The organism is Ensifer sp. ENS10 (assembly GCF_014852025.1).
Lineage (GTDB): Bacteria > Pseudomonadota > Alphaproteobacteria > Rhizobiales > Rhizobiaceae > Ensifer.
In genome coordinates this window covers 1,226,843-1,251,603 of the sequence record NZ_JACVAS010000001.1, presented here as the reverse complement: position 1 = coordinate 1,251,603, position 24,761 = coordinate 1,226,843, and the positions used below count along the sequence as shown (strand labels likewise).

Annotated in this window: 22 protein-coding genes; 12 read left to right on the top strand and 10 right to left on the bottom strand. The window is 61.9% G+C overall.

Annotated elements, in window-relative coordinates; translation table 11 throughout:
• Positions 1 to 24: 24 nt before the first annotated feature.
• Both IB265_RS06045 and IB265_RS06040 read left to right on the top strand, forming a co-directional pair.
• On the top strand, positions 25 to 591 hold the full coding sequence (locus IB265_RS06045; protein WP_057252574.1) for a GNAT family N-acetyltransferase: 567 nt from the start codon (positions 25 to 27) through the stop codon (positions 589 to 591).
• Positions 592 to 875: 284 nt separating this feature from the next.
• Positions 876 to 1,226 carry a hypothetical protein gene (locus IB265_RS06040; RefSeq protein ID WP_057252576.1) on the top strand — a complete coding sequence of 117 codons (351 nt, stop codon included), beginning with the start codon at positions 876 to 878 and terminating at the stop codon, positions 1,224 to 1,226.
• Positions 1,227 to 1,317: 91 nt separating this feature from the next.
• Here IB265_RS06040 and IB265_RS06035 read toward each other — a convergent pair whose 3' ends face one another.
• The 7 genes from IB265_RS06035 to IB265_RS06005 form a co-directional block, all read right to left on the bottom strand.
• Positions 1,318 to 1,938, bottom strand: coding sequence for a riboflavin synthase (locus IB265_RS06035; protein WP_057252579.1), 621 nt, complete (start codon positions 1,936 to 1,938; stop codon positions 1,318 to 1,320).
• Positions 1,938 to 3,047 carry a bifunctional diaminohydroxyphosphoribosylaminopyrimidine deaminase/5-amino-6-(5-phosphoribosylamino)uracil reductase RibD gene (ribD, locus tag IB265_RS06030; RefSeq protein WP_192494659.1) on the bottom strand — a complete coding sequence of 370 codons (1,110 nt, stop codon included), beginning with the start codon at positions 3,045 to 3,047 and terminating at the stop codon, positions 1,938 to 1,940. Before ribD ends, IB265_RS06035 begins: the two co-directional genes overlap by 1 nt.
• A 19-nt stretch (positions 3,048 to 3,066) precedes the next feature.
• Complete coding sequence (gene nrdR, locus IB265_RS06025) at positions 3,067 to 3,540, bottom strand: transcriptional regulator NrdR (protein WP_034803756.1); 474 nt, start codon at positions 3,538 to 3,540, stop codon at positions 3,067 to 3,069.
• A gap of 10 nt (positions 3,541 to 3,550) precedes the next feature.
• Positions 3,551 to 4,846, bottom strand: a complete 1,296-nt coding sequence (gene glyA / locus IB265_RS06020) for a serine hydroxymethyltransferase (RefSeq protein ID WP_057252583.1) — start codon at positions 4,844 to 4,846, stop codon at positions 3,551 to 3,553.
• 184 nt (positions 4,847 to 5,030) lie between these two features.
• Positions 5,031 to 6,356 carry a murein L,D-transpeptidase gene (locus IB265_RS06015; protein WP_057252585.1) on the bottom strand — a complete coding sequence of 442 codons (1,326 nt, stop codon included), beginning with the start codon at positions 6,354 to 6,356 and terminating at the stop codon, positions 5,031 to 5,033.
• Positions 6,357 to 6,956: 600 nt separating this feature from the next.
• Positions 6,957 to 7,469 carry a transcriptional regulator LdtR gene (ldtR, locus tag IB265_RS06010; RefSeq protein ID WP_057252587.1) on the bottom strand — a complete coding sequence of 171 codons (513 nt, stop codon included), beginning with the start codon at positions 7,467 to 7,469 and terminating at the stop codon, positions 6,957 to 6,959.
• A gap of 130 nt (positions 7,470 to 7,599) precedes the next feature.
• Positions 7,600 to 8,037, bottom strand: coding sequence for a DUF6163 family protein (locus tag IB265_RS06005; RefSeq protein ID WP_057252589.1), 438 nt, complete (start codon positions 8,035 to 8,037; stop codon positions 7,600 to 7,602).
• Between the two features lie 186 nt (positions 8,038 to 8,223).
• Between IB265_RS06005 and hemB the strand changes: the two genes are divergently transcribed.
• From hemB to IB265_RS05985, 4 genes are all read left to right on the top strand, one after another.
• Positions 8,224 to 9,240, top strand: coding sequence for a porphobilinogen synthase (gene hemB / locus IB265_RS06000; RefSeq protein ID WP_057252591.1), 1,017 nt, complete (start codon positions 8,224 to 8,226; stop codon positions 9,238 to 9,240).
• A gap of 147 nt (positions 9,241 to 9,387) precedes the next feature.
• Positions 9,388 to 9,852: an RDD family protein gene (locus tag IB265_RS05995; RefSeq protein ID WP_057252593.1), complete on the top strand. Its 465-nt coding sequence runs from the start codon at positions 9,388 to 9,390 to the stop codon at positions 9,850 to 9,852.
• A 140-nt stretch (positions 9,853 to 9,992) separates the two neighbouring features.
• Positions 9,993 to 10,781: an arginyltransferase gene (locus tag IB265_RS05990; RefSeq protein WP_057252595.1), complete on the top strand. Its 789-nt coding sequence runs from the start codon at positions 9,993 to 9,995 to the stop codon at positions 10,779 to 10,781.
• A gap of 3 nt (positions 10,782 to 10,784) precedes the next feature.
• On the top strand, positions 10,785 to 11,681 hold the full coding sequence (locus IB265_RS05985) for a DMT family transporter (protein ID WP_057252597.1): 897 nt from the start codon (positions 10,785 to 10,787) through the stop codon (positions 11,679 to 11,681).
• Positions 11,682 to 11,690: 9 nt separating this feature from the next.
• Here the strand turns inward: IB265_RS05985 and IB265_RS05980 are convergent, their stop codons facing one another.
• The gene (locus IB265_RS05980) at positions 11,691 to 12,113 is read right to left on the bottom strand and encodes a helix-turn-helix domain-containing protein (protein ID WP_309140258.1); all 423 of its coding nucleotides are present in this window, start codon (positions 12,111 to 12,113) and stop codon (positions 11,691 to 11,693) included.
• Positions 12,114 to 12,281: 168 nt separating this feature from the next.
• A complete protein-coding gene (gene parC / locus IB265_RS05975; RefSeq protein ID WP_057252599.1) occupies positions 12,282 to 14,558 on the bottom strand; it encodes a DNA topoisomerase IV subunit A in 2,277 nt (758 codons plus the stop codon).
• 425 nt (positions 14,559 to 14,983) lie between these two features.
• Between parC and IB265_RS05970 the strand changes: the two genes are divergently transcribed.
• From IB265_RS05970 to groL, 5 genes are all read left to right on the top strand, one after another.
• Complete coding sequence (locus tag IB265_RS05970) at positions 14,984 to 16,183, top strand: hypothetical protein (RefSeq protein ID WP_057252601.1); 1,200 nt, start codon at positions 14,984 to 14,986, stop codon at positions 16,181 to 16,183.
• Between the two features lie 469 nt (positions 16,184 to 16,652).
• Positions 16,653 to 18,086 (top strand): cytochrome P450, encoded by a 1,434-nt coding sequence (locus IB265_RS05965; RefSeq protein ID WP_110878177.1) that lies wholly within the window; start codon positions 16,653 to 16,655, stop codon positions 18,084 to 18,086.
• On the top strand, positions 18,073 to 19,080 hold the full coding sequence (locus IB265_RS05960) for a lysophospholipid acyltransferase family protein (RefSeq protein WP_057252605.1): 1,008 nt from the start codon (positions 18,073 to 18,075) through the stop codon (positions 19,078 to 19,080). Before IB265_RS05965 ends, IB265_RS05960 begins: the two co-directional genes overlap by 14 nt.
• Before the next feature lie 134 nt (positions 19,081 to 19,214).
• Complete coding sequence (locus tag IB265_RS05955; RefSeq protein ID WP_057252607.1) at positions 19,215 to 19,448, top strand: hypothetical protein; 234 nt, start codon at positions 19,215 to 19,217, stop codon at positions 19,446 to 19,448.
• A gap of 112 nt (positions 19,449 to 19,560) precedes the next feature.
• On the top strand, positions 19,561 to 21,186 hold the full coding sequence (groL, locus tag IB265_RS05950; RefSeq protein WP_057252609.1) for a chaperonin GroEL: 1,626 nt from the start codon (positions 19,561 to 19,563) through the stop codon (positions 21,184 to 21,186).
• A 168-nt stretch (positions 21,187 to 21,354) separates the two neighbouring features.
• Here the strand turns inward: groL and aspS are convergent, their stop codons facing one another.
• Entirely contained in the window at positions 21,355 to 23,142 is a 1,788-nt protein-coding gene (aspS, locus tag IB265_RS05945) for an aspartate--tRNA ligase (protein WP_057252612.1), read from the bottom strand.
• 323 nt (positions 23,143 to 23,465) lie between these two features.
• Here aspS and IB265_RS05940 point away from each other — a divergent pair, with 323 nt between their 5' ends.
• Positions 23,466 to 24,707: an MFS transporter gene (locus IB265_RS05940; protein ID WP_057252893.1), complete on the top strand. Its 1,242-nt coding sequence runs from the start codon at positions 23,466 to 23,468 to the stop codon at positions 24,705 to 24,707.
• Positions 24,708 to 24,761: the final 54 nt, after the last annotated feature.

The window sequence follows — 24,761 nt, the reverse complement described above, 5'->3', positions numbered from 1 at the left end:
GTTCACCACAGCATAGGATCGAACATGCATAGCGTGCCTATCATCGAGACAGACCGCCTCATCCTGCGCCCCTATCGCCGTGACGACTTTCCCTCCTACGCAGCGCTGTTCGGCGATGCCGAGGTGATCCGCTATGTCGGTGGGGTTCCTTTTACGCGTGAACAATCCTGGACGCGGTTCCTGCGCCAGGTGGGCATGTGGCACTATTTCGGCTTTGGCTTCTTTGCCATTCAGGATCGGGAAACGGGAGCATTCCTCGGCGAAGCCGGGTTTCACGATGTACATCGCGCCATCACGCCCTCGCTTGAAGGCACGATGGAGACCGGATGGGCGCTTTCACCAAAGGCCCATGGCCAGGGGCTTGCGACAGAAGCGGTCAGTGCGGCGCTGAAATGGGCCGATCACCAGTTCCCCACGCTCCGCAAAACCTGCATCATCGATGTCGGCAACCGTGCCTCAATCCGGGTTGCGGAGAAGCATGGCTTCAAGGAATTCTGGCGGACGACCTATCATGGCAACCACGTGATCATGTTCGAGCGCCATCAGAAGGCAACGACGACGCACAAGTTGCGTGCGCACGCCGAAACATGAACAATTTTTAATTGTTTTCCAGACCTTTACGCCGCGGAAACGGCCAGATTCCGGGCCAGCTTTCTAGGCGTTGGCACGACGCGCCCCCGCCCCAAGCCGAGGAAACGCCGCCCCAATCAGTCGAAACCGTCCAGCACGTCTCAATGCGGGTGACCCAACCCGCAATCGACCTCTGCTGGCCGCTGCGGCACGAGATGGTGACCGGTCTCCAAGGCCCACAAGGGTCACCCGTTCGGGTCGGCGCCCGGCGGTCGCGATGTCGCAAGCAACCAAGGAGCATGACCATGAACCGCATAGCCAAGCTTTCCGTCATCGCTGCTCTCTCCGCCCTTTCCTTCGGCGGCATCTCCTACGCGGCAGGCGCTGCGATGAACTGGCCGGCGCATATCGACCAGACAGTACGCCACTTCAAGGGCAACCACTTCAACATCGTTGACGTCGATACGCTCAAGGAAACGAGCCAGACACGGACCTGGATCAACGAAGCGACGCCGAAGCAAATCTCGGCCTTGCACGCTGCGGTCCACGCCAACAAGCCGCTCGCGGCCAAGCTGAAGGGCCCGAACGTCGAGATGAACAACATCGCCGGCGCTGAACAGGCGGCCGATGGCAGCCTGATCTTCTATCTGCGCTGAGCCGCAACCGCCCTCTCAAAACGCCACCGCCCCCAATCGGGGCCGGTTTGCTTTTTTTGAGACATATTCGGCAAAGAATCTCAGACTTCGCTCATGCCGGTTTGGGTGCCGGGAACTCGGCCAGGCGCGCCGCGTAACGGGCCATGGTGTCGACTTCAAAGTTGACGAAATCACCCGCCTTGCGTTCGCCCCAGGTGGTGACCTCCAGCGAATGGCGGATCAAGAGCACGTCGAATTCGACGCCATCGACCTTGTTGACCGTCAGCGACGTACCGTCGAGCGCGACAGAGCCCTTGGGAGCCACGAACTTTGCCAGATGCTCAGGTGCCCGCAGGCGAAAGCGCACCGCGTCGCCCTCCGACTCCACCGAGAGGATTTCCGCCTTGTCATCGATATGACCGGAGACCAGGTGGCCGCCGAGCTCGTCGCCAATCTTCAGTGACCGCTCGAGGTTGATCCGCGTGCCCTTTGTCCAGCCCGCAATCGTCGTCAGCCGCAGCGCTTCTTCCCAGGCCTCGACCTCGAACCAGCGCTCGTTGCTGCCGGCTTCAGGCAGGGCGGTCACCGTCAGACACACACCGGAATGGGCGATGGAGGCGCCCATGTCGATGGTCCTCGGATCATAGCTCGTGGCAACACGCAGCTTGATGCCTTCCTTGAGCGGGGTGACGGCATCGACGGTGCCGATGTCGGTAACAATGCCTGTGAACATCAGTTTTCTCTTTCGTATTCCTCGAACAGATCCTCTCCGTAGCGCGCTTCGGCGACACGCGTGAAGCCGGTCGGCACGGACTTACGGTCAAATGGGGATGCAATGCCGTTTTCGCCAATCGTCCCAGGCCCGGTGTAAAGCTGAATACGGTCGACGAGGGCCGCATCGAGAAAGGCGCGCGCCGCGACCGCTCCACCTTCGACCATCAGCGAGGAGATGCCGCGCGAGGCGAGGGCCGTCAGAAGGTCCGCAATCGAACCGGCTTCGAGCACCTCAACGCCGGCGGCCTCCAGGGCCGCCTTGCGTGCGGCCCGGCCGTCATCGACATCCGCGTCCGGACCGCCGGATCCGTCACTGGAGACCACGATCACCGGAACATCCCGCGCCGTTCGCACCAGTTTCGAGGAAAGCGGCAGGTCGAGCCGGCGGTCGAGGACGATGCGCAGCGGCGAGCGATTTTCGAGCCCGGGTAGCCGCACGGTCAATTCCGGGTCGTCGGCCGTCGCCGTGCCGATCCCGACGAGGATCGCGTCCGTCTCGGCTCTCAGCATTTGCACCTGCCCGCGGGAGATGGGATTGGTGATGCGGACCTGCCCTGCCCCCTTACGGCCGATCATGCCGTCGGCGGAAACAGCAAGCTTGAGAATCACATAGGGCCGCCGGCTTACCTGGCGCATGAGATAGGCTTCGAGTGCGTGCTGCCCCTCTTCAGCGAGAACGCCGATATCGACGATGATGCCGGCATCGCGCAGGCGCACGACGCCGCGCCCGGCGACACGCTCATCCGGATCGAGGATCGAGATCACCACGCGGGCAACGCCGGATGCGACAAGGGCGTCGGCGCAAGGCGGCGTCTTGCCGTGATGCGAGCAGGGCTCCAGCGTCACATAGGCGGTCGCGCCCCTCGCCGTCTCTCCGGCCTCTGCCAGCGCCTGGGTTTCCGCATGCGGACGACCGCTTCGCGCCGTCACGGCGCGGCCGACGATGACGCCTTCCTTGACGATCAGGCAGGCGACGGAGGGATTGGTGGAAGTCTGTCCGAGATGATGGCGGGCCAGCCTCAGCGCCGCGGCCATGAACCTCTCGTCTTCACGGGTGGGTCCTGCCATGGCTCTATCCAGCTTTCGCCTATTCGCCCGGATCGCGCGCGATCTTGGCGCTGATCTCGGTGATGACCTTCTCGAAATCCTCGGCATGCGAGAAATCGCGATAGACCGAAGCGTAGCGCACGAAGGCAACGTCATCGAGGCTCTTCAGGGCCTCGAGCACCTGCAGGCCGATTTCCTCCGAGGGGATCTCGGTCTCGCCGGAGCTTTCGAGGCGCCGAACGATGCCGGAGACCGCCCGCTCGATGCGGTCGCGATCGACCGGGCGCTTCCTGAGCGCGATCTCGAACGACCGCAAAAGTTTATCCCGGTCGAAAGGAACCTTCCGACCGGTCTTCTTGATGATCATCAGTTCACGCAACTGCACCCGTTCGAAGGTCGTGAAACGACCTCCGCAATCCGGACAAATCCGGCGGCGGCGAATGGCGTTCCCGTCCTCTGCAGGACGGGAATCCTTCACCTGACTGTCTTCAGAACCGCAATAGGGGCAGCGCATGAGCGACCGATCACATGTAGCCGTACATCGGGAAGCGGTCGGTCAGCTTGAGGACCTTTTCGCGAACGCCGGCCTCGACGGCAGCATTGCCTTCGTCGGAGTTGGCGACCTTCAGGCCGTCGAGGACCTCGACGATCAGCTCGCCGATTTCCTTGAACTCGGCTTCCTTGAAGCCGCGGGTGGTACCGGCCGGCGTGCCGAGACGGACGCCCGAGGTGACGAACGGCTTTTCAGGGTCGAACGGGATGCCGTTCTTGTTGCAGGTGATGAACGCACGGCCGAGGGCGGCTTCCGCGCGCTTGCCGGTTGCGTTCTTCTTGCGCAGGTCGACGAGCATCAGGTGGTTGTCGGTGCCGCCGGAGACGATGTCCAGGCCGTTGGCCTTCAGCGTTTCGGCGAGTGTGCGGGCGTTCTTGACGATCTGGGCCGCATAGTCCTTGAACGACGGATGCAGCGCTTCGCCGAGAGCAACAGCCTTGGCGGCGATGACGTGCATCAGCGGGCCGCCCTGGAGACCCGGGAAGACGGCCGAGTTGATCTTCTTGGCGACATCTTCGTCGTTGGTCAGGACCATGCCGCCGCGCGGGCCGCGCAGCGACTTGTGCGTCGTCGTGGTGGCGACGTGGCAATGCGGGAACGGCGACGGATGCTGGCCACCGGCAACGAGACCGGCGATGTGCGCCATGTCAACCATCAGCCAGGCGCCGACTTCGTCGGCGATCTCGCGGAAGCGCTTCCAGTCCCAGATGCGCGAATAGGCGGTGCCACCGGCAATGATCAGCTTCGGCTTGTGCTTGCGCGCCTGCTCGGCAACGTTGTCCATGTCGAGCAGGTGGTCGTCTTCACGCACACCGTAGGAAACGACGTTGAACCACTTGCCGGACATGTTGACCGGCGAACCGTGCGTCAGGTGACCGCCCGAGTTGAGGTCGAGGCCCATGAAGGTGTCGCCCGGCTGCAAGAGCGCCAGGAACACGGCCTGGTTCATCTGCGAACCGGAGTTCGGCTGAACGTTGGCGAAGTTGACGCCGAAGAGCTTCTTGGCGCGTTCGATCGCCAGTTCCTCGGCGATATCGACGAACTGGCAGCCGCCGTAGTAGCGCTTGCCCGGGTAACCCTCGGCATATTTGTTGGTCATGATCGAGCCCTGGGCTTCGAGCACGGCGCGGGAAACGATGTTCTCGGAGGCGATCAGCTCGATCTCGTGGCGCTGACGACCCAGCTCCTTCTCGATCGCACCAAAGATGTCCGGATCGCTGTCGGCCAGAGAACGGGTGAAGAAGGCGTCATTGGTCTGTTCAAGCATCGGCGCGAGGCTCCTCTCAAGGGTGGCAGTTCTTTAGCTTCCTCGCACGGCGAGAGCAATATCTGCTGTGCGGTTTGCGTCATTTCCCCCATCTGCCGCGCCGAAATATCGCGGCGGCTGACGCGTGAAAAAGCCGCGCTCCCAGGGGAAGCGCGGCTTTAGGAATTCCGTGTCGCAAATTCGCTTATTGCGGCAGCGCGTCCTGATCGACCGAGCCGGGCGACTGCTCGACGCCATAGGGCGACTGCAGCGCCAGCTCGGTGGCACCGTCGCGCTGGTAGATATCATCGCGGAACTGCACCACGCCATCCTTTGCGGACCAGGCCGTGATGTAGGTGAAGAACACGGGCACTTCCTCGGCGAGCGTGATCGGCGTGTTGACGCCGGTCTTGATGGTCGCCTCGATCTGCTGGCGCGACCAGCCGGGCGTATCCTTCAGCAACCAGGTCGAAAGATCGCGCACGTTCTGCACGCGAACGCAGCCGGAAGACTCGAAACGCATCAGCTTGTTGAACAGACCCTGCTGCGGGGTATCGTGCATGTAGACCTGATGCTCGTTGTGGAAGTTGATCTTCGTCGACGACATCGCGTTGATCTTGCCCGGGTCCTGGCGGAACATCAGGTTCGGCGCCTTCTCGGCGTTCCAATCGACCGTTTCCGGCGACACTTCGCCGCCACTGCCGTCGAACAGACGGATCGAGTTGCGTGCGAGATAGGTCGGGTCCTTGCGCATCAGCGGCATGATATCCTTCTGGATGATCGAGCGCGGCGCGGTCCAATAGGGGTTGAGGATGACCTCGTAGATCTTCGAGTTGAGGATCGGCGACTGGCGGTCGATCTTGCCGACGATCGCCGTATGGCGCAGCGCCACGCGGCCGTTCTCGACCGCTTCGATATAGGCGGCCGGAATGTTGACCATCACGTAGCGGCGGCCAAGATCGCCGGACATCGACTGCAGGCGAACGAGGTTGGTCTGGAGCTGGCCGAGGCGGGTGTTGGCGTCGACGTTGATCGCCTTCAGCGTGTATTCGCCGATGACGCCATCAGCCGGGAGGCCATGGCGAGCCTGGAAGCGCTTGACCGCGCCTTCGACGTAGGAATCGAAGGACGAGGAGACGCCTGCCGACTGCGGCAGGTCACCGGAGACCATCAGGCGCTGGCGAAGCTGCTGCACCGACGGATCCGTGACGCCGAGCTCGAGCTTGACGCTGGTCTGGACCATCGGCCAGCCGCCTTGCGAAACGATGTTCTGGTAGTCGAAGATTGCCTGCTGCACGTGGGCGATCGTTTCCGGGCCGAAGACCGGCGTGTTCGAAACGACCGTCGTCGCGGTGCGCGATGCCTTGGCGTCGTACTGGTCGTCCCAGGAGCCGCGGCGTGGCGAATTGATGATCTCGTTCAGGGCGTCCTGTGCGCTTGCCGCGCCGGCAACTGCCACGGCGCCGAAGGTTGCTGCCGAGCGCAGAAAGGCGCGGCGCGAGAATGCATCAATTCCATTCTTTTTCGACATATTCCTACCATCCCAATGCGTTGGCACGCGCCCTATGCGCTGGCACGCACGTTGCCGGAGCCCTAACACGATCGTGGTTAACAAAGGTCAACCAACGAGCCACCCTGCCCTCACAAGATTTCACGATACCGCGAGTGAGGACCCTCATCCGGCAGGCGAAACGCGAAACGAATCCACGCTCAAGAAAACACGTGGCCGCACCTACCGCATGTCGTCGTCGCTGTCACAGCAATATGGCCAATTCGTGTCTCGGACAGGTTGAACGGCGACATGGCACGCCTTTTGCTTTTCGCCGCAACGGATAAGCCGGCGGACGAGCTGCAGGCGGCAACATTTTGATTTTCTAATACTTTCCGTTTGGAAAGCCGGCCGAACGCAGGAATGGCGTGCCGAAGCGGTGCGGCTTTTCCGCAACAGGATGAGAAGCCGGCAAATGGCAAAGGTCGGACACGCAGGGATTGCGCCCGACCTTTGAACTGGAGGTTCTACAGCGGCGCGCGTCTATTCAGACGCGCAAAGGTCGCTGTACCACATTGAGTTTCTGCATAACTTTGTCCTTAGATCGCTTCGATCTAAGGACAAAGTTATGCAGGGCCTGGATTACAGGCGGTACATGATCGAGTCGTTCCAGAAGCGATCGAGGCGCTGCAGGAGCTTGTTCATCTGGGTGAACTCGTCCGAACCGATACCGCCGACCTTCTGGATCGAGCCGATGTGGCGCTCGTAGAGCTTGGCGACGGTTTCGGCGATTTCCTGGCCGTCTTCCGTCAGGCTGATACGAACCGAGCGGCGGTCGACGCGAGAGCGCTGGTGGTTGATCAGGCCAAGGTCGACGAGCTTCTTGACGTTATAGGAGACGTTCGAGCCGAGGTAGTAGCCGCGGGAGCGAAGTTCGCCGGCGGTCAGTTCCGAGTTGCCGATGTTGAAGAGCAACAGGGCCTGAACGGCGTTGACGTCGCTGCGACCTTCACGGTCGAATTCGTCCTTGATGACGTCGAGCAGACGGCGGTGCAGACGCTCGACGAGGTGGAGGGATTCCATGTAGAGACCGCGGATGGTTTCTTCCTGAGGGTCTCGGGGCTGAGCCGCCTGCGGCTTCATCTTCGTGTTCATTTGACTGCCTCACTGTTTTGTTTGGCGGTGTCAGTTTGTCTGCCCGCCTTGAGTGAGACCCTATCGAATACGTCTAAAATTCTACTTAAACCGCAGCCTTAACAAGAGCTTGCCATTTGACGAGCCTGTCTCAGGGTGAATCAACTCTTACCTGCTTGGCCTGCCGCCAGCGCTGAAAGACGAGTGCCGCCCGGAAAAGAACGAAGGTGACGGCAACCGCCACATGCAGCACGACCAGCAAAGGACGGGCGCCGAAACTCACCGGATAGAACTCATACATGGCGATCTCGATCGCCGCTGCGACCACCCAGACCACAGGGCCCCAGGAGACGAGCAACCAGAGGCCGAGCGCCGCAACGGGATAGACGACGGCGAGCGCCGTCGCAGCCGCGCGCCACTCCGGCGACAACAGATCGAAGCGCCCGGCGCCACCATGGGAAAAGCCGATCAGCATGGCCCAGTAGTTAAGTGCGAACCAGATGCACGAGGCAGAGACCAGACGCAGGAAGATACCGAAGAGGATCTCGGTCAGCGATGGTTTCAGCACATGGGCAGAATCATGAAGCATGGCCGGCAAGATAGGGCGGCTCTTCCTCATCCGCCAGCGGGATCGCAGTTTCCCCTCTCCTGCAGCTATCTTTTTGAAGAGAAGAAATGCCGCAGTTCGTTCACCCGGCGCGCGGTTCCCAATTGCCGCCCCCCCATGATAAAGCGCTTGGCTAACGATGATTTTGACCGGAAAGGCGTGGGCGCGATGAACGACAGGACGAATCTTGTGGACAGGATCACCGGCCACCGCCGCATGCGCCGCAACCGCAAGGCCGACTGGACGCGGCGACTGGTGCAGGAAAACCGCCTGACCGTCGACGATCTGATCTGGCCGATCTTCATCGTGCCGGGCAGCAACATCGTCCAGCCGATCGAGGCGATGCCCGGCGTCAACCGCATGAGCATCGACAAGGCGGTGGAAGCGGTCAAGGAAGCGGCCGATCTCGGCATTCCGGCGATTGCGACCTTCCCGAACATCGACATGGGGCTGCGCGACGAGACCGGCTCCAACAGCCTTGCTGCCGACAACCTGATCAATCAGGCGACGCGGGCCTTCAAGAAAGCGGTGCCCGAGATCGGCATCATCACCGACGTCGCTCTCGATCCCTTCACCAGCCACGGCCATGACGGCATCCTTCGCAACGGCGAGATCGTCAACGACGAAACCGTCGAGATGATCGCAAGGGCGGCGGTCGCCCAGGCGGATGCCGGCTCCGACATCATCGCCCCCTCCGACATGATGGATGGCCGCATCGGCGCGATCCGCCAGGCGCTCGATGCCGCCGGGCACCAGAATGTCGGCATCATGTCCTATGCGACAAAGTTCGCGTCCGGGTTCTACGGCCCCTATCGCGAGGCGATCGGCACCGGCGGCCTTTTGAAGGGCGACAAGAAGACCTATTACATCGACCCGGCCAACGGCACCGAAGCGATCCGCGATGCTGCCCTCGACGTCGAGGAAGGCGCCGACATGCTGATGGTGAAACCGGGCCTGCCCTATCTCGACATCTGCTGGCGCATGAAGGAGGCCTTCGGCCTGCCCGTCTTTGCCTACCAAGTCTCCGGCGAATACTCGCAGGTCAAAGCCGCCGCCGCCAACGGCTGGATCGACGGCGAGAAGGTGATGCTGGAAACGCTGCTCGCCTTCAAACGCGCCGGCTGCGACGGTATCCTCAGCTATTTCGCCGTCGAGGTGGCTCGTATCCTTGCCAAAGGCCGTTAAGCGCAGGCTTCTGTTGCAGGAAATCAAAATTCTACAGCGACCTTTGCGCGTCTGATAAGACGCGCGGCGCTGTGGTGAGCCTCCAATCCTTGTTTTGCAGGCATCACCATCCCATATCCTGCATTCAACCAAGCGAGGCTTAGACGGATGACCATGCACAACGAAGACCTGAGGCTGCCGAGCAATGACTGGCGCGCCTATCAGGGCGTGCTGTCGCGACGCATCTTTGCCTTCCTGCTCGATTACGCCATCATCGCGGTTCTGTGGATCCCGGCGGCGGTCGTCGTCTTTTTCCTGGGCATCCTGACGCTCGGCCTCGGCTTTATGCTTTACCCGGCGCTCTTTGCGATCGTCGCCATGCTCTATTTCGGCCTCACGGTTGGCGGCCGCGAACAGGCCTCCCCCGGCATGCGCATGATGGGGCTGGCAATTGCCCGCACAGACGGGCGCCCGATGGACTTCCTGACCGCCATCGTCCACCTCGTCATCTTCTGGATCGCCAACGCTCTGCTGACGCCGCTGATCCTGCTGATCGGCCTCTTTACCGACCGCAGCCGCCTGCTGCACGACCTCCTGATTGGCACCGTCACGGTCCGCCGCGACATGTACTGACCGGAACGCGGCCCATTGTCGGCAACGCTAAAATAACTGGACGGAGGAGGCGGAAGCTGCAAACGAGTGAGTTGACGTTTTCCATTCTTCCGCCATGCTATTGTCATGAACAACCGCGCGCAGAGTGACCTCCGCACTCGATGAACACACAGACCACACCGTCTCCGCAATTCTACCTGACTGCGCCGGCAGCCTGCCCTTATCTGCCGAACGAGATGGAGCGAAAAGTCTTCACCCACATGGTGGGCGAACGTGCGCCGGAACTCAACGATCTCCTGACACAGGGCGGCTTCCGCCGGTCGCAGAACATCGCCTACCGCCCAGCCTGCGAGACCTGTCGCGCCTGCATTTCGGTGCGCATTCTTGCCAACGAGTTCAAGCCCACGCGCTCCATGCGCCGGGTGCTTGCCACCAATCAGGATGTGATCTCGGCGGAGTATCCGGCTGAGCCTTCCAGCGAACAGTACAATCTCTTCCGCCGCTATCTCGACCGCCGGCATCAGAAGGGCGGCATGTCGGACATGTCGGTGCTCGACTACGCAATGATGGTCGAAGATACGCACGTGCACACGAAGATCATCGAGTATCGCCTGCGGGTCGAAGGCGACGGCATCAGCGAGAAAGCACGCGGGCCGCTCATCGCAGCAGCGCTGACCGATCGCATGGGCGACGGTCTTTCGATGGTCTACTCCTACTTCGACCCTGCGCGAGAGGACCGCTCGCTCGGCACTTTCATGATTCTCGACCACATTCGTCGCGCCCGCGAGCGCGGCCTTCCCCACGTCTATCTTGGCTATTGGGTCAAGGGATCGCGGAAGATGGGGTACAAAACAAAATTTTTGCCGCAAGAACACCTTATGGCCCGTGGCTGGGAACGCTATGAAGGCGGAGACGCCACCTTGGAAGCCGCTCCTACGAAAACGGGTTAGACATTGAGTTCATCTTCTGATGCCGTGATGCACCGGCGCGGCCTTGCCATCACCGGCCTCGGTGGCCTTGCCCTTTCCTTCGATATCCCGCTCATCCGTTCCGCCGGTGGCGACGTCTGGTCGCTGCTCGCGGTGCGCAGCCTGTCGACGTTCGTGATCGCGCTCGGCGCCTGGTTCGTGATCAACCGCGTGTTCGGCCGGAAGATTTCACTGTTGCCGGGCAAGACCGGGCTCGTCGTCGGCCTGTTCTACGGCATCAATTCCTGCACGTTCCTGCTCGCCGTCTTCAACACTTCGACGGCGAATGTGGTCTTCATCCTCGCCTTCACCTCGATGTTTGCCGCCATTTTGTCCTGGATCTTCCTGAAGGAACGACCATCGAACGCCACGCTCGTGACGATGTTGATCATGGTGTTCGGCGTCGGATTGATCGTTCAGGACGGGTTGGAAAGCGGCCACCTCTTCGGCGATGCGATGGCAGCATCCTCCGCCTTCCTGCTTGCCAGCGCGATCACGATCAGCCGCGCAAGCAAGCGCGACATGGCGCTGGTGCCGCTGGTCACGGCGATCTTCCCGGCAGCGGTCGCTCTGTTGATGCTGTCCCCTTCGGGATTCACGATTGCGGAACCCGGCTATATCTTCTTCAACGGTCTCGTGATGATCCCGCTCGCCTTTTTCTGCCTGGCGACGGGACCGCGTTACCTCTCGGCGCCGGAAGTGGGCATGTTCTACCTGCTGGAAACGATCCTGGCGCCGATCTGGGTCTGGCTGGTCTTTGCCGAAACCCCGACGACGCAGACCTTGATGGGTGGTGCGATCCTGATCTTCGCGCTCATCGGCCATTCGCTCTGGCAGATGCGCAGCAGAGCGCTGAGGTCCGCGGTGGCCTGCGCCGAGTAGCGCTATCGATCAATTTTCACGGCGAGGACCGGTCGGCCGGGGGCGGCGCGACTTCTGTTCGGTTTCGCTGCGGCGGTCGCGAATCGGCGTCCGCTCGGGTACAGGCTCCGGCGCGCCGGAGGCCAGCCGGGTTTCCGGCATCCGCACACGCATCGCCCAAAGCTCGCGGTTGGTGTTGATCCAGGTGGCCGCCTCGCTCAAAGGCGCCGGATTTCCGCTTAGGGATTCGCCTTCGCGGCGCCGCAGGCGCGTGATGAGGCCCGCTGCATCGAGGAGTGCGATGTGCTTCTCCAATTCTTCGCCTCGCACCGCAACGGCCGAGGCGATATCGGCGACACGCGCCTCACCGGCAAAGAGGATCTCGAAGATCCGCCGGCGTACCGGGCTGGCGAGCGCCAGGAGAATTTCGTCGAGGGCATTGGCGTTCGGCATCGTATCCATCCTGTTGGATGGGCAGTCATCCACGATACGCCGGCACATACAAGCGCCGCTTTTCGCTCGAGTTCGACTGTATTTCCAATACCTTAATGCGCGAATTCAATGCCCCGGATTGGGACACCAGCCATGCGGCTCATCGGCCGCACGACTGGTATTTTGTGGTCAGCCGCTGAACTTTCCGCTGCGCGGGAAGCCCTTCGGAACGACGCGACCGGCCGATGCGCGATCGGCCTGCCATTCGATCAGCTCATCCTTCGTCTTGGTAAAGACGCGGCCAGCGCTGTCTTCCCAGATGAGCCCTTCTGCGATCGTGAAGCAGCGAATATCGGAGATGCCGCCATCCTTGTAACGCTGCAGCCGGACGCCCTTGCCGCGCGCCATCTCGGGGATCTGGACGAGCGGGAAGACGAGCATCTTGCGGTTCTCGCCAACGACGGCAACGTGATCACCCTTGACCGGCACGACCAGCTTGGTTTCGTCCGGCATGGAGACGTTCATCACCTGCTTGCCCTTGCGGGTGTTGGCGACGATATCGCTTTCCGTCACGACGAAACCGTTGCCGGCAGCCGACGAGACGATGAGCTTGCGCGCCGGATCGTGGACGAAGGCGGTCAGGACGTCCTGGTCGTTCTCCATGTCGACGATGATGCGCAGCGGCTCGCCATGGCCGCGACCGCCAGGCAGCTTGTCGCCGCCGAGCGTGTAGACCTTTCCGCCGGTCGTGAAGACCAGGATCTTGTCGGTCGTCTGCGCCGGGAACGCCACCTTGAGCGCGTCCCCCTCCTTGAACTGGAGCGACGACGTGTCGGAGATGTGGCCCTTCAGCGCCCGGATCCAGCCCTTTTCCGAGATGACGACGGTGATCGGTTCCTTCTCGATCATCGCCTGCTGGATCGCCTCGACGTCGGCCTCCGGTGCATCCGCGAAGGTGCTGCGGCGTTTGCCGATCTCGGTTGCCTTGGCAAACTTCTTTTTGACCTCGCCGATCTCCCAGGCGACGGTCTGCCACTGCTTCTCCTCCGAAGCGAGCAGCGCTTCGATCTCGGCCTTCTCCTTCGACAGGGCGTCGAATTCGGTGCGGATCTCGAACTCTTCGAGCCGGCGCAAGGAGCGCAGGCGCATGTTGAGGATCGACTCGGCCTGCAGATCAGTGAGCGAGAACCGCTCCATCATGACCGGCTTCGGCTCGTCTTCTTCGCGGATGATGCGAATGACTTCGTCGATGTTCAGATAGGCGACGAGATAGCCGGCGAGGATTTCGAGCCGGCGATCGATCGCCGCCAGGCGATGGCGGGACCGGCGCTGCAACACCTCGCGGCGATGCGCCAGCCATTCCGATAGCACCTCGTTGAGCGCCATGACCCGCGGCACGCGCCCCATGGACAGCACGTTCATGTTCAGCGAGATGCGGCTCTCAAGTTCGGTCAGCTTGAACAGCGACTCCATCAGGATGCCGGCATCGACCGAGCGGCTCTTCGGCACGAGAACGATGCGAACGTCTTCCGCGGATTCGTCGCGAATGTCTTCGAGCAGCGGCAGCTTGCGCGCAACCAGAAGCTCGGCAATCTTTTCGATCAGGCGCGACTTCTGAACCTGATAGGGAATCTCGGTGACGACGATCTGATAACCGCCACGGCCGAGATCCTCCTGGGCCCAGCGGGCGCGGACACGAAAACCGCCACGGCCGGTGCGGTAGGATTCGGCCATGCTTTCGCGGCTTTCGACGATCACCCCACCGGTCGGAAAGTCTGGCCCCTCGATGCCGCCCTTCTGCGGATTGGCCGGATCGTAAAGCAGATCTTCGACGGTCGCTTGCGGATGGCGGATGAGGTGCAGCGCCGCGTCGCACAGTTCATGCGCGTTGTGCGGCGGGATCGAGGTCGCCATGCCGACCGCGATGCCGGTTGCGCCGTTTGCGAGCAGGTTCGGGAAGGCCCCAGGGAGCACGGTCGGCTCCTGGTCTTCCTCGTTGTAGGTGGGGCGGAAATCCACCGCGTCCTGGTCGATCCCGTCGAGAAGGAGCGAACAGACGTCCGTCATCTTCGCTTCGGTGTATCGCATCGCCGCGGCGTTATCGCCATCGATGTTGCCGAAGTTGCCCTGGCCGTCGACGAGCGGGTAGCGGATTGCAAATTCCTGGGACAGGCGCACAAGCGCGTCGTAGATCGAGGCGTCGCCGTGCGGGTGGAACTTACCCATGACGTCGCCGACGATGCGGGCGCATTTCTTGAACGACGAGTTGGGTCTGAGGCCCATTTCGCTCATCGCATGCACGATACGGCGATGCACGGGCTTCAACCCGTCGCGGACGTCCGGAAGCGCGCGGTGCATGATGGTCGACAAGGCATAGGCAAGATAACGCTCTTCCAGCGCCGCCTTGAGGTCAACCGGCTGAATATTGTCGTCCCCGCCTGACGGGGGATTAAGGCTTTGTCCCATGGGACCTTGCTAGCGCAACAAACCCGGAACAGCAAGGTTTTCAGGGGATGCGATTGTGGAGAACCCCTTACCCGCCAACAGTTGGCGCGTGAAGCGATCCGCTTGCTCCGGCGCAATGTTCGTGTAACGGTCGGACGGCTATGCGTCGGAGGCGAGCGCTTGGTAACATCCCGGAAAGCATGCCCGACCAGGAACATGTGCGGTTTGGCCAAGCGAATATAATTTCGCCCTGTTTCGTAATAGCTTCGGCTGTAGTTGATTTGGACGATTTGTGAGGGGGATTGCAAGACACGAACTGGCCGCCGAAAACTTCCGGATGTTGCCGTTCGCTCCCAGTTGACGCCCTCTGCGGAGACAAACCAGATTAGCCACGCCTCATCTTCGAAACAGTTACACAATCAAAGATTTTACGAAGGAACTCGACAATGATGCACACGCGCAAGATCCGCCTGATGATGGCGAGCGCCGCGCTCCTCACGCTTACCAGCCCGGCCCTCGCACTCGACGGCGCGGACCTGATGAAGAAGCTCGACGCGGCAACGAACGCGAACGGCACCTCCATCACCTATGACAAGGCCGAAGTGGACGGCGACAAGGTGACGGTGACCGGCGTGCAGCTGAAGGTCGCCAGCCAGCCGGGCGAACCGACGAGCCTGAAGATCGGTGATCTGACCTTCGAAGGTGTCGAGGAAACCGAAGGTGGCGGCTACTACGCCGAAACCGTGTCGTTCCCTGACGTCAATGTCAGCCAGGACGAGGGAAGCATTTCGGTCAAGGACATCCTGCTTTCCGGCCTGACGATCCCCGCCAATGCCAACGGTGGAACGATCAACGACATTCTTCTCTACGAAAGCGCCAGCACCGGCCCGATCGCTCTCAACGCCAAGGGCAAGGAAGTCTTCTCGCTCGAAAGCACCGAAGCGAACCTGGCACGCCAGGAAAATGACGCCGGCTTCGACTTCGACGCGACCGCCTCGGGCATCAAGGCCGACCTGTCGACCGTCGAGGACGCCAAGACCAAGGAGGCGATCGAAAAGCTCGGCCTCACCACGATCGACGGCGCCTTGACGATGAAAGGCAGCTGGGAGGTCGAAAGCGGCAATGTCGCACTCGAAGAATATGCCCTCGACTTCAAGAACGTCGGCCGGCTGAACTTTGCCCTGGACATTTCCGGCTACACGCTTGCCTTCGTGAAATCCATGCAGGAAGCGATGAAGGCCGCCGAGGCCAATCCGAACAAGGAAGAGGCGAACCAAGCCATGGGCCTTGCCATGATGGGCCTGATGCAGCAGTTGACCTTCAACAGCGCCGAAGTCCGCTTCGACGATGCCTCGATCACCAAGAAGGCGCTGGACTATGCCGGTTCGCAGCAGGGCGTTTCGGGTGAGCAGATGGCTCAGTCGCTGAAGGGCCTGGTGCCGATCATGATGGCGCAGCTCAATGTGCCAGAACTGCAGAACCAGGTGTCGGCCGCCGTCAACGCCTATCTCGATGGACCGAAGAGCCTGACGATCAGCGCGGCACCGGAAAAGCCGGTTCCGTTCCCGATGATCATGGGCGCTGCCATGGGCGCACCGAACACCATTCCGTCGGTGCTCGGCGTCAAGGTGACCGCGAACGACTGATCGCTCCGCTTGCTCCGCCCGGAGCAACCGACCTTACCACGAGCTTTGCGCGCCCACCGGGCGCGCAAACTTTAGCGGCTCAGCCTACCTGATTTGCCGTAGCCCACAGGACCTCTGGTCCAGCTTCATTCAGCAGATCTGTATTTTGCACCCGCCGGCCCTCCACAGGACAAGGGCTGTTTCTACTTGCGGCCATGCGAACGGTCGGCACCGTACGTCTTGAAGGCGCGCGCTTCGGTTGCAGTGGCCGTTACTCTCTCCGAACGTCGTTCATGGCGCCAAGAAAATTTCACCGCCGGGCGATAGCGTTTTTCATCAAAATCGTGCATGCCACACTCAGGCGGCCGAGAATTCGACGTTCCGTGAACTTGAGAGCATTTCAGCCTCGACGAGGAATTCTCGGACTCTGTGTAAGAAATACAAATATACGCCTGAATATCATCTTCATATTACGGCAGATCGGACGTAAATGCTCGCCTGGCTCCAGCAATCTGTAAATTTCAGGGAAGAATTGCTGGAGGGGAAATTCGCCCCCGTCCGTGCCGATTACTATTCGGGTCCGCCAGGTAAGCCGCTACGGCTCCTGCTTCAGGCGCGGACGGATTTCCTGTCGATCTGGCGCGCCAGCGACTATACCGAAAACGTCTCGCAGACCCGGATCCTCGGCCGGCAGATCATCGTCGTCAACTCGCCCGATCTGATCCGACAAGTGGTCGTCAAGCGACACGAGAACTTCGAGCGCAAGAGCCCGCAGATGCGCCGGGCGCTCGAGTTTCTGCTCGGCGACGGGTTGTTCATCTCGGATGGAGACACCTGGAAGCAACGCCGGCCGCTGGTGGCCGACATCGTCCACGCCAAGAGAGTGCCGTCCTTCGGTCCTGTCATGGAGAAGACAACCAGCGAACTGGTCGAGCGCTGGAACCAGATGCCCGACGGTGCCGAGGTCAACGCCCTGCACGAAATGGCGGGCCTGACCGCCGAGATCATCGCACGCAGCGTCTTCGGCAACCAACTCGGAGACGACAGTGCGGCTGCCGTGACCGAGGGCTTCACCAGCTACCAGTCGCTGGTCGATTCCATCAACATCGGCTATTTCCTCGGCTTCGACGACGGCTTGCCCGTCCTGCGCACACCGAGCCTGCGCCGCTCGGTCAAGCGCATCCATGGGACCATCGACAAGGTGGTGGAGGATCACCTTGCCGGCCGCGGCGACCACAATTCGATGGTCGAACTGCTCATCCGGCGGCAGCAGCGAAATCCGGAGCTGAAGCTCGACCTCGTCGCCTTGCGCAACGAAGCCGCGACCATCTTCATGGCCGGTCACGAGACGACGGCAGCCACACTTACCTGGACCTGGTATCTGCTTTCGAAAGCAGGCTGGATCGAGAAGGCCGTGCACGACGAGATCGCCAGGGTCTGCGGCGACCGGACGCCGACGATCGACGACGTGCCGCAGCTCGAATGGTGCCGGGCCGTCATTGAAGAAACGCTTCGCCTTTACCCGCCGGTTCCGATCCTGGCGCGACAGACGCGCGAGGCGGACATGATCGGCGACGTTGCCGCCGAGCCGGGCTCGCTCGTCCTGATCGTGCCATGGCTCTTGCACCGCACGGAAAGTCTGTTCGAAGACCCACACCACTTCCATCCGGAGCGGTTCACCGAAGGCCGTCGCCCGACGCCCTACAGCTTCATTCCCTTCGCCAGCGGCCCCCGCGTCTGCCCGGGCCTGCATTTCGGCCTGACGGAAGCGATCCTCTGCCTGGCGATCATCGCTCAGCGCTACCGGGTTCGCCTGCGCGAACGCCACGCGGTCGAGCCGATCTGCCGGCTGACCCTCAGACCGAAGGGCGGGCTTCCGGTCACTTTACACAGGCGAGAAGGCACGTCGCATGGCGCCGGATAATCCTGGCGTCAGGGGACCGATTGCCAAGCGCAAGGCCTGGACTTTCGCTGAGGAGCAACCGCCGCGTCTTGGGGACGCATTGGCAGGCGGTGACCGGTCCCGGGCCTTCCGGCGCTATTGGATTACCGACAATCTGTGGAACCTTGCCAATCTCACTGCCCATTTCGGCATGAAGCTTCTGCCGATGGATGCATGCTCACGCCTGGGGGCCGCACTCGGCCTTTTCGTGGTGCCGCGCTTTCACAAGATCGCCACGCAGCGCGCCCGGGATACGATCAAACATCTGCGTCCGGACCTGAGCCCCGAGGAACAGGAAGCCTTGTTCCTCGAAAACTGCCAGGCCCAGGGACGGCTGATGACAGAATTTTCCGTCATCAACAGGTTGCAGCGGCATGGCGAGAGGTTGCGGACCGATGGCCTTGCTCCGATCCGCGACGTGGCGAAAGACGGCCCCGTCGTCCTCGTCGGGCTTCATCTCGGAAATTGGGAAGTTGGGACGATCGCGTTCCGCAGTCTCGGTCTCCAGCCTCATGCCTTCTACGTACCACCCAAGAGCCGTGCCAAAGCATGGATCGCCGAGCGCGTCCGCAGCAAGGCCGGATTGCGGTTTCTGCCGCCGGGCATGGAAGGAATCCGACCGGCGATCAAGATCCTGAAGAGCGGCGGCGTCGTCAGTATGTTCTGCGACGAAGGCTTTGGCGGCATGATCCGCGGACCGTTCTTCGATCGCAAACCTCATCAGGAAGGCAATCTCGCGCTTGCCATCCGCCTGGCGCGCATGACGGGTGCCACGATCTGCCCCTGGTACGGCTTGCGCACCGACGGTTTCCGTTTCGAATGCCAGGCGCTGGAGCCCCTCCGGCTTCCGGCTTCCGATGAGCCGAATGCACGCCTCGTGAAAGATATGCTGCTGTTGAACGATGCGATCGAGCCCGTCGTTCGCGCGCATCTCGACCAATGGTATTTCCTGGACAACGCGCTTCGGCCGGAATGACGCCTCATGGTTTTCCGCCCACTTGGCTTCCATGATATGATCAGCGCTTGATGCCTTCAGACCCCGGCCTATTTACATTGGGCGGGGATCCGAGGTCCCCGCATTCCTGACCGATAAAACGGAAGGAGGAGCCCATGGGACTGAAGCATGCGGATATCACCGCTATCCTTGGCCCGGTCGACGAGACACTGATGGCCGAGTTGCTGGCGACGGGGGCCACGGCCGGCGAACTCGCCGAGGCCATTGCTTGGGTCAACAACGACGAGGCGCTGATCGGCGAAGGCCGCCACTTGCCGGCTGGCCGGGTTGCGGCGTTGATCGATATCCTGACGCCGGACAATGACGAGGAACGGGACTTCGCGACCTAGCCGATCAGGCGGCGAGGCTGCGCTAGTGATTTTTGATTGCATGCAAGGTTGCCCCCGCGCGGCGGGCGGCGGGAGCATCAGGCCACGTATTTTGTGTTGAGGGAGGTCAACGATGGCAGCCAAGGAAGTCAAGTTCAGTAGCGATGCCCGCGACCGTATGCTGCGTGGCGTCGATATCCTCGCCGATGCCGTGAAGGTGACGCTCGGCCCGAAGGGGCGGAACGTGGTGATCGACAAGGCCTTCGGTGCGCCGCGTGTCACCAAGGATGGCGTCTCGGTTGCCAAGGAGATCGAGCTCGAAGACAAGTTCGAGAACATGGGGGCGCAGATGCTGCGCATGGTGGCGTCACGCACCAGCGATGTTGCCGGCGACGGAACGACGACGGCCACGGTGCTTGCTCAAGCGATAGTCCGGGAAGGCGTCAAGGCAATCGCATCGGGTATGAACCCGATGGACCTCAAGCGCGGCATCGACCTCGCCGTCGAGGCGATCGTGGCACAACTGAAGATCCATGCCCGCAAGATTTCCAACAACGAGGAAATCGCCCAAGTCGGCACGATCTCCGCCAACGGCGACAAGGAAATCGGCAACTATCTAGCACAGGCGATGGAGCGCGTCGGCAACGAGGGTGTGATCACCGTCGAGGAGGCCAAGACCGCCGAGATCGAACTTGAGATCGTCGAGGGCATGCAGTTCGACCGCGGCTATCTCTCCCCCTATTTCATTACCGACCAGGAGAAGATGCGCGTCGAATTTGAGGACCCGTACATTCTCATCCACGAGAAGAAACTCTCCAACCTCCAGGCCATGATCCCGATTCTCGAATCGGTCATCCAGGCGAGCCGTCCCTTGCTGATCATCGCCGAGGATGTGGAGGGCGAAGCGCTTGCCACGCTCGTCGTCAACAAGCTGCGCGGCGGTCTCAAGATCGCAGCCGTCAAGGCCCCCGGGTTTGGAGATCGGCGCAAGGCCATCCTCGAGGACATCGCCATCCTGACGGGCGGCACGGTCATTTCCGAGGATCTCGGCATCAAGCTTGAAAACGTGACGCTCGACACGCTCGGGCACGCCAAGCGGGTGATGGTCGAGAAGGAAAACACCACGATCGTCGATGGCGCCGGAACGAAGGCGGATATCGGCGGACGTGTCAGCCAGATCAAGGCACAGATCGAGGAAACGACCTCCGACTATGATCGGGAAAAGCTGCAGGAACGGCTCGCCAAACTCGCCGGCGGCGTTGCGGTGATCCGGGTTGGCGGCTCGACCGAAGTCGAAGTGAAGGAAAAGAAGGACCGGGTCGACGATGCCCTGCATGCGACGCGAGCCGCGGTAGAGGAAGGCATTCTGCCCGGCGGCGGCGTCGCGCTGCTGAGGGTCGTCCACGCGCTCGACGGGCTCAAGGCCGCCAATGACGATCAGCGCGTCGGCATCGAGATCGTTCGGCGGGCGCTCGAGGCGCCGGCGCGCCAGATCGCCGAGAATGCTGGCGCTGAAGGTTCGGTGATCGTTGGAAAGCTGCGGGAGAACAGTGACTTTGCCCACGGCTGGAACGCCCAGACCGGAGAGTACGGCGATCTGTTCCGCATGGGTGTCATCGACCCCGCAAAGGTCGTGCGCGCGGCGCTGCAGGATGCGGCTTCCGTCGCCGGCCTGCTGGTGACGACCGAGGCCATGATCGCCGAAAAACCGAAAAAGAACGGACCGACGCCGCCGTCTGGTGCTGGAATGGACTTCTGACGGCCGCCAGACGCTCATTCTCGCATGGCGAACGCGACCGTCGAGGGCTTGGGGCCAATTCAGCCGCGCCGTTCTACGGCAAGCACTGAACCCAGATCACAGGCAGACCATGAAAAAAGCCCGGCGAAACGATCGCCGGGCTTTCGTTTTTGACAGGTCTCTTCGACCTCAATCCTTCTTCTGCGGGATCGGGCGAAGCGCCAGTTCACGCAGCTGGGCCGGCGTCGCCTCGGACGGCGCCCCCATCAGGAGGTCGACCGCCTGCTGGTTCATCGGGAAGATCGAAATCTCGCGCAGGTTCTTCGCGCCGACGAGCAGCATGACGACGCGGTCGATGCCGAATGCCATGCCGCCATGCGGAGGCGCGCCGTACTGGAACGCACGGTAGAGGCCGCCGAACTGCTCTTCGACTTCCTGCTGCGACTTGCCGGTCAGCTCGAAGGCCTTGACCATGACTTCCGGGAGCTGGTTACGGATCGAGCCGGAGGCGATCTCGAAGCCGTTGCAGACCATGTCGTACTGGTAGGCCTTGAGCGACAGCGGATCTTCGGTGTTCAGCGCCTCGAGGCCACCCTGCGGCATCGAGAAGGGGTTGTGGGCGAAATCGATCTTCTTTTCGTCTTCCAGCCATTCGTAGAACGGGAAGTCGACGATCCAGCAGAATTCAAAGCGGTCACGGTCGACGAGGTTCAGCTCCTCGCCGGCGCGTGTGCGGGCTTCGCCAGCAAACTTGTAGAACTTCGAAGGGTCGCCGGCGACGAAGAAGCAGGCGTCGCCGTCATCGAGGCCAAGCTGGGTGCGGATCGCATCGGTGCGTTCCTCGCCGATGTTCTTGGCAAGCGGACCGGCGCCTTCGAGCTTTTCGCCTTCCTTGCGCCAGAAGATGTAGCCGAGGCCCGGCTGGCCCTGGCTCTGGGCCCAGGCGTTCATGCGGTCGCAGAAGGCGCGCGAGCCACCGGTCTTGGCCGGGATCGCCCAGACTTCAACCTTCGGGTTCGAGGCGATCATGTTCGCGAAAACCTTGAAGCCGGAGCCGGCGAAGTGCTCGGTAACCGCCTGCATCTCGATCGGGTTGCGCAGATCCGGCTTGTCGGAGCCGTATTTGCGGATCGCCGTGTCATAGGGGATGCGCGGGAACTTTTCCGTCACCGGCTTGCCATCGGCAAACTCGACGAAGATCTCGCGGATGACCGGCTCCATCGTCGACCACACGTCTTCCTGCTCGACGAAGCTCATTTCCAGGTCGAGTTGGTAGAACTCGCCCGGCAGGCGGTCGGCGCGCGGGTCTTCGTCGCGGAAGCACGGCGCGATCTGGAAGTAACGGTCGAAGCCGGCAACCATCAAGAGCTGCTTGTACTGTTGCGGCGCCTGCGGCAGGGCATAGAAGTTGCCGGGGTGGATACGCGACGGAACCAGGAAGTCGCGTGCGCCTTCCGGTGACGATGCGGTCAGGATCGGGGTCGTGTATTCGGTAAAGCCGACTTCGCCCATGTGGCGGCGCATCGACGAGATGATCTGGGTGCGCTTGACGATGTTCTTGTGCAGCGTGTCGCGGCGCAGGTCGAGGAAGCGGTACTTGAGACGCACGTCTTCCGGATAGTCGGGCTCGCCGAAGACCGGCAGCGGCAGTTCCTTGGCGGCCGAGAGTACCTCGATCTCCTGCGCGTAGAGCTCGATTTCGCCGGTCGGCATGCCTTTGTTGACGGTGTCGTCGGTGCGAGCCTTGACGCGGCCGTCGATGCGGATGACCCACTCGCCGCGAACGGTTTCAGCCGACTTGAAGGCCGGGCTGTCCGGATCGGCGACGACCTGGGTGATGCCGTAGTGGTCGCGCAGGTCGATGAAGAGCACGCCGCCATGGTCACGGACACGGTGGACCCAGCCCGAAAGGCGAACGGTGGAGCCGACGTCCGACTTGCGGAGGGCGGCACAGGTGTGGCTGCGGTAACGATGCATCGTTTTATCCCGGAATTGCGAAAGAGCCGCGCAGGCTCGTGGGACACGGCGCGCGGCACATGGTCAAAATCGGGCGGAAAAGCGCATGATGCGCCGGCTTTGTCAAGCCGCGCGACCGCCGCCGCCCCAGATGGAGATGCGTTCTAAACCAAGGAAACGGCCAGTCCAAGACCGCTTGAGACAGAAGCAGGCCGAAATGCCGCGAAAAGAACGGCAATCGTCACAATTCGGGGCTGTCCGGCCACGGAATGCGGGGCTACACATTGGAAGGCCTCACAATGATCCCCCGAGTCGCGGCCGCTTTCCCGGATGTCGCCTGCCCCATGTCTCAGATTCGCCCGCTCATCCCCCTCCTCGTCACCGCAGGCATCCTCATCGGCGGCAATGGCCTGCAGGGCACCTTCATCTCGCTTCGTGCGTTGGAGGAAGGTTTCTCGACATCCCTGATCGGCGTCGTCGGGGCCGGCTACAATATCGGTTTCGCGCTCGGCTGCGTCTATGTCACCCGCATGCTGCGCGCCATCGGCCACATCCGCACGTTCTCGGCCATGGCGGCAATTGCCTCCGCCGCGGCCATTTCGATGGTGCTCGTCATCAACCCGCTGATGTGGTTTCTGATGCGGCTGCTTGCCGGCATCTGCTTCGCCTGCCTGTTTGCGACCGTCGAAAGCTGGCTGAACGCCAGCGTCACCAACGCCAACCGGGCGCGTACGCTTTCCGTCTATCGCCTCGTCGACCTTGGATCGGTGACGGCGGCGCAATATGTCATCCCCGGCATCGGCCTCGAGGGCTTCGAACTCTTCGCCATCATCTCCATGGCACTGACACTGTCGCTCGTGCCGATCTCTTTTGCCGACCGGTCGAGCCCGGTGGCACCGGAAGCGATCCGGTTCGACGTCAAGGCGCTCTGGAACATTTCGCCACTCGCGACCGTCGGCTGCATCGTCGTCGGCCTCACCAACGCCGCCTTCCGCTCGCTCGGGCCCATCTACGCCCAGGGCATCGGCCTTTCCGTGACGGCGATCGCCACCTTCATGAGCGCCGGCATCATCGGCGGCGTCGTGCTGCAATATCCGCTCGGCCATTATTCCGACCGGATCGACCGCCGGCTGATCATCCTGATCGCCACTTTCGGCTCGCTGCTCGCCGGCCTGTTCCTGGCCTTCGGCGCCGGCAACGACGAATGGCTGAACTTTGCCGGCATCTTCCTCTTCGGCGCTTTTGCCATGCCGCTCTATTCGCTCTGCTCGGCGCATGCCAACGACCACGCAGCCGAGGGGCAGCATGCGCTGGTATCTGCCGGCATGCTGTTCTTCTGGTCGCTCGGCGCGATCATCGGGCCTCTTTTTGCGTCCTTCCTGCTCGACATCTTCGGGCCGCAGGCGCTGTTCATCTACACGGCGGCGATCCTCTTCCTGTTCATGCTCTACACCCTGCAGCGCATGACGGCGCGCGGGCCAGTGCCCGCCGGAGAGCGTGCGATGCCGTTCCGCAACCTTTTGCGCACCTCGTCCTTCTTCAACAAGCTCGCCACCGGCAACAACCACAAGCGCAAGGATGGCTGAGCCTGCGGCAAGATGCGCGCAGTTCGGATAATTGCTGAACTCCACAATCAGGTT

Excerpts from the sequence above, each read along its gene's own strand:
- IB265_RS05940 (WP_057252893.1), top strand. The coding sequence starts at position 23,466 with ATGTCTCAGATTCGCCCGCTCATCCCCCTCCTCGTCACCGCAGGCATC.
- IB265_RS05970 (WP_057252601.1), top strand. The coding sequence starts at position 14,984 with ATGATGCACACGCGCAAGATCCGCCTGATGATGGCGAGCGCCGCGCTC.
- IB265_RS05965 (WP_110878177.1), top strand. The coding sequence starts at position 16,653 with ATGCTCGCCTGGCTCCAGCAATCTGTAAATTTCAGGGAAGAATTGCTG.
- ldtR (WP_057252587.1), bottom strand. The coding sequence starts at position 7,469 with ATGAACACGAAGATGAAGCCGCAGGCGGCTCAGCCCCGAGACCCTCAG.
- IB265_RS06015 (WP_057252585.1), bottom strand. The coding sequence starts at position 6,356 with ATGTCGAAAAAGAATGGAATTGATGCATTCTCGCGCCGCGCCTTTCTG.
- ribD (WP_192494659.1), bottom strand. The coding sequence starts at position 3,047 with ATGGCAGGACCCACCCGTGAAGACGAGAGGTTCATGGCCGCGGCGCTG.
- groL (WP_057252609.1), top strand. The coding sequence starts at position 19,561 with ATGGCAGCCAAGGAAGTCAAGTTCAGTAGCGATGCCCGCGACCGTATG.
- IB265_RS06045 (WP_057252574.1), top strand. The coding sequence starts at position 25 with ATGCATAGCGTGCCTATCATCGAGACAGACCGCCTCATCCTGCGCCCC.
- parC (WP_057252599.1), bottom strand. The coding sequence starts at position 14,558 with ATGGGACAAAGCCTTAATCCCCCGTCAGGCGGGGACGACAATATTCAG.
- glyA (WP_057252583.1), bottom strand. The coding sequence starts at position 4,846 with ATGCTTGAACAGACCAATGACGCCTTCTTCACCCGTTCTCTGGCCGAC.
- IB265_RS05955 (WP_057252607.1), top strand. The coding sequence starts at position 19,215 with ATGGGACTGAAGCATGCGGATATCACCGCTATCCTTGGCCCGGTCGAC.
- IB265_RS06040 (WP_057252576.1), top strand. The coding sequence starts at position 876 with ATGAACCGCATAGCCAAGCTTTCCGTCATCGCTGCTCTCTCCGCCCTT.
- hemB (WP_057252591.1), top strand. The coding sequence starts at position 8,224 with ATGAACGACAGGACGAATCTTGTGGACAGGATCACCGGCCACCGCCGC.
- IB265_RS05980 (WP_309140258.1), bottom strand. The coding sequence starts at position 12,113 with ATGCCGAACGCCAATGCCCTCGACGAAATTCTCCTGGCGCTCGCCAGC.
- IB265_RS05995 (WP_057252593.1), top strand. The coding sequence starts at position 9,388 with ATGACCATGCACAACGAAGACCTGAGGCTGCCGAGCAATGACTGGCGC.
- IB265_RS06005 (WP_057252589.1), bottom strand. The coding sequence starts at position 8,037 with ATGCTTCATGATTCTGCCCATGTGCTGAAACCATCGCTGACCGAGATC.
- nrdR (WP_034803756.1), bottom strand. The coding sequence starts at position 3,540 with ATGCGCTGCCCCTATTGCGGTTCTGAAGACAGTCAGGTGAAGGATTCC.
- IB265_RS06035 (WP_057252579.1), bottom strand. The coding sequence starts at position 1,938 with ATGTTCACAGGCATTGTTACCGACATCGGCACCGTCGATGCCGTCACC.
- aspS (WP_057252612.1), bottom strand. The coding sequence starts at position 23,142 with ATGCATCGTTACCGCAGCCACACCTGTGCCGCCCTCCGCAAGTCGGAC.
- IB265_RS05960 (WP_057252605.1), top strand. The coding sequence starts at position 18,073 with ATGGCGCCGGATAATCCTGGCGTCAGGGGACCGATTGCCAAGCGCAAG.
- IB265_RS05990 (WP_057252595.1), top strand. The coding sequence starts at position 9,993 with ATGAACACACAGACCACACCGTCTCCGCAATTCTACCTGACTGCGCCG.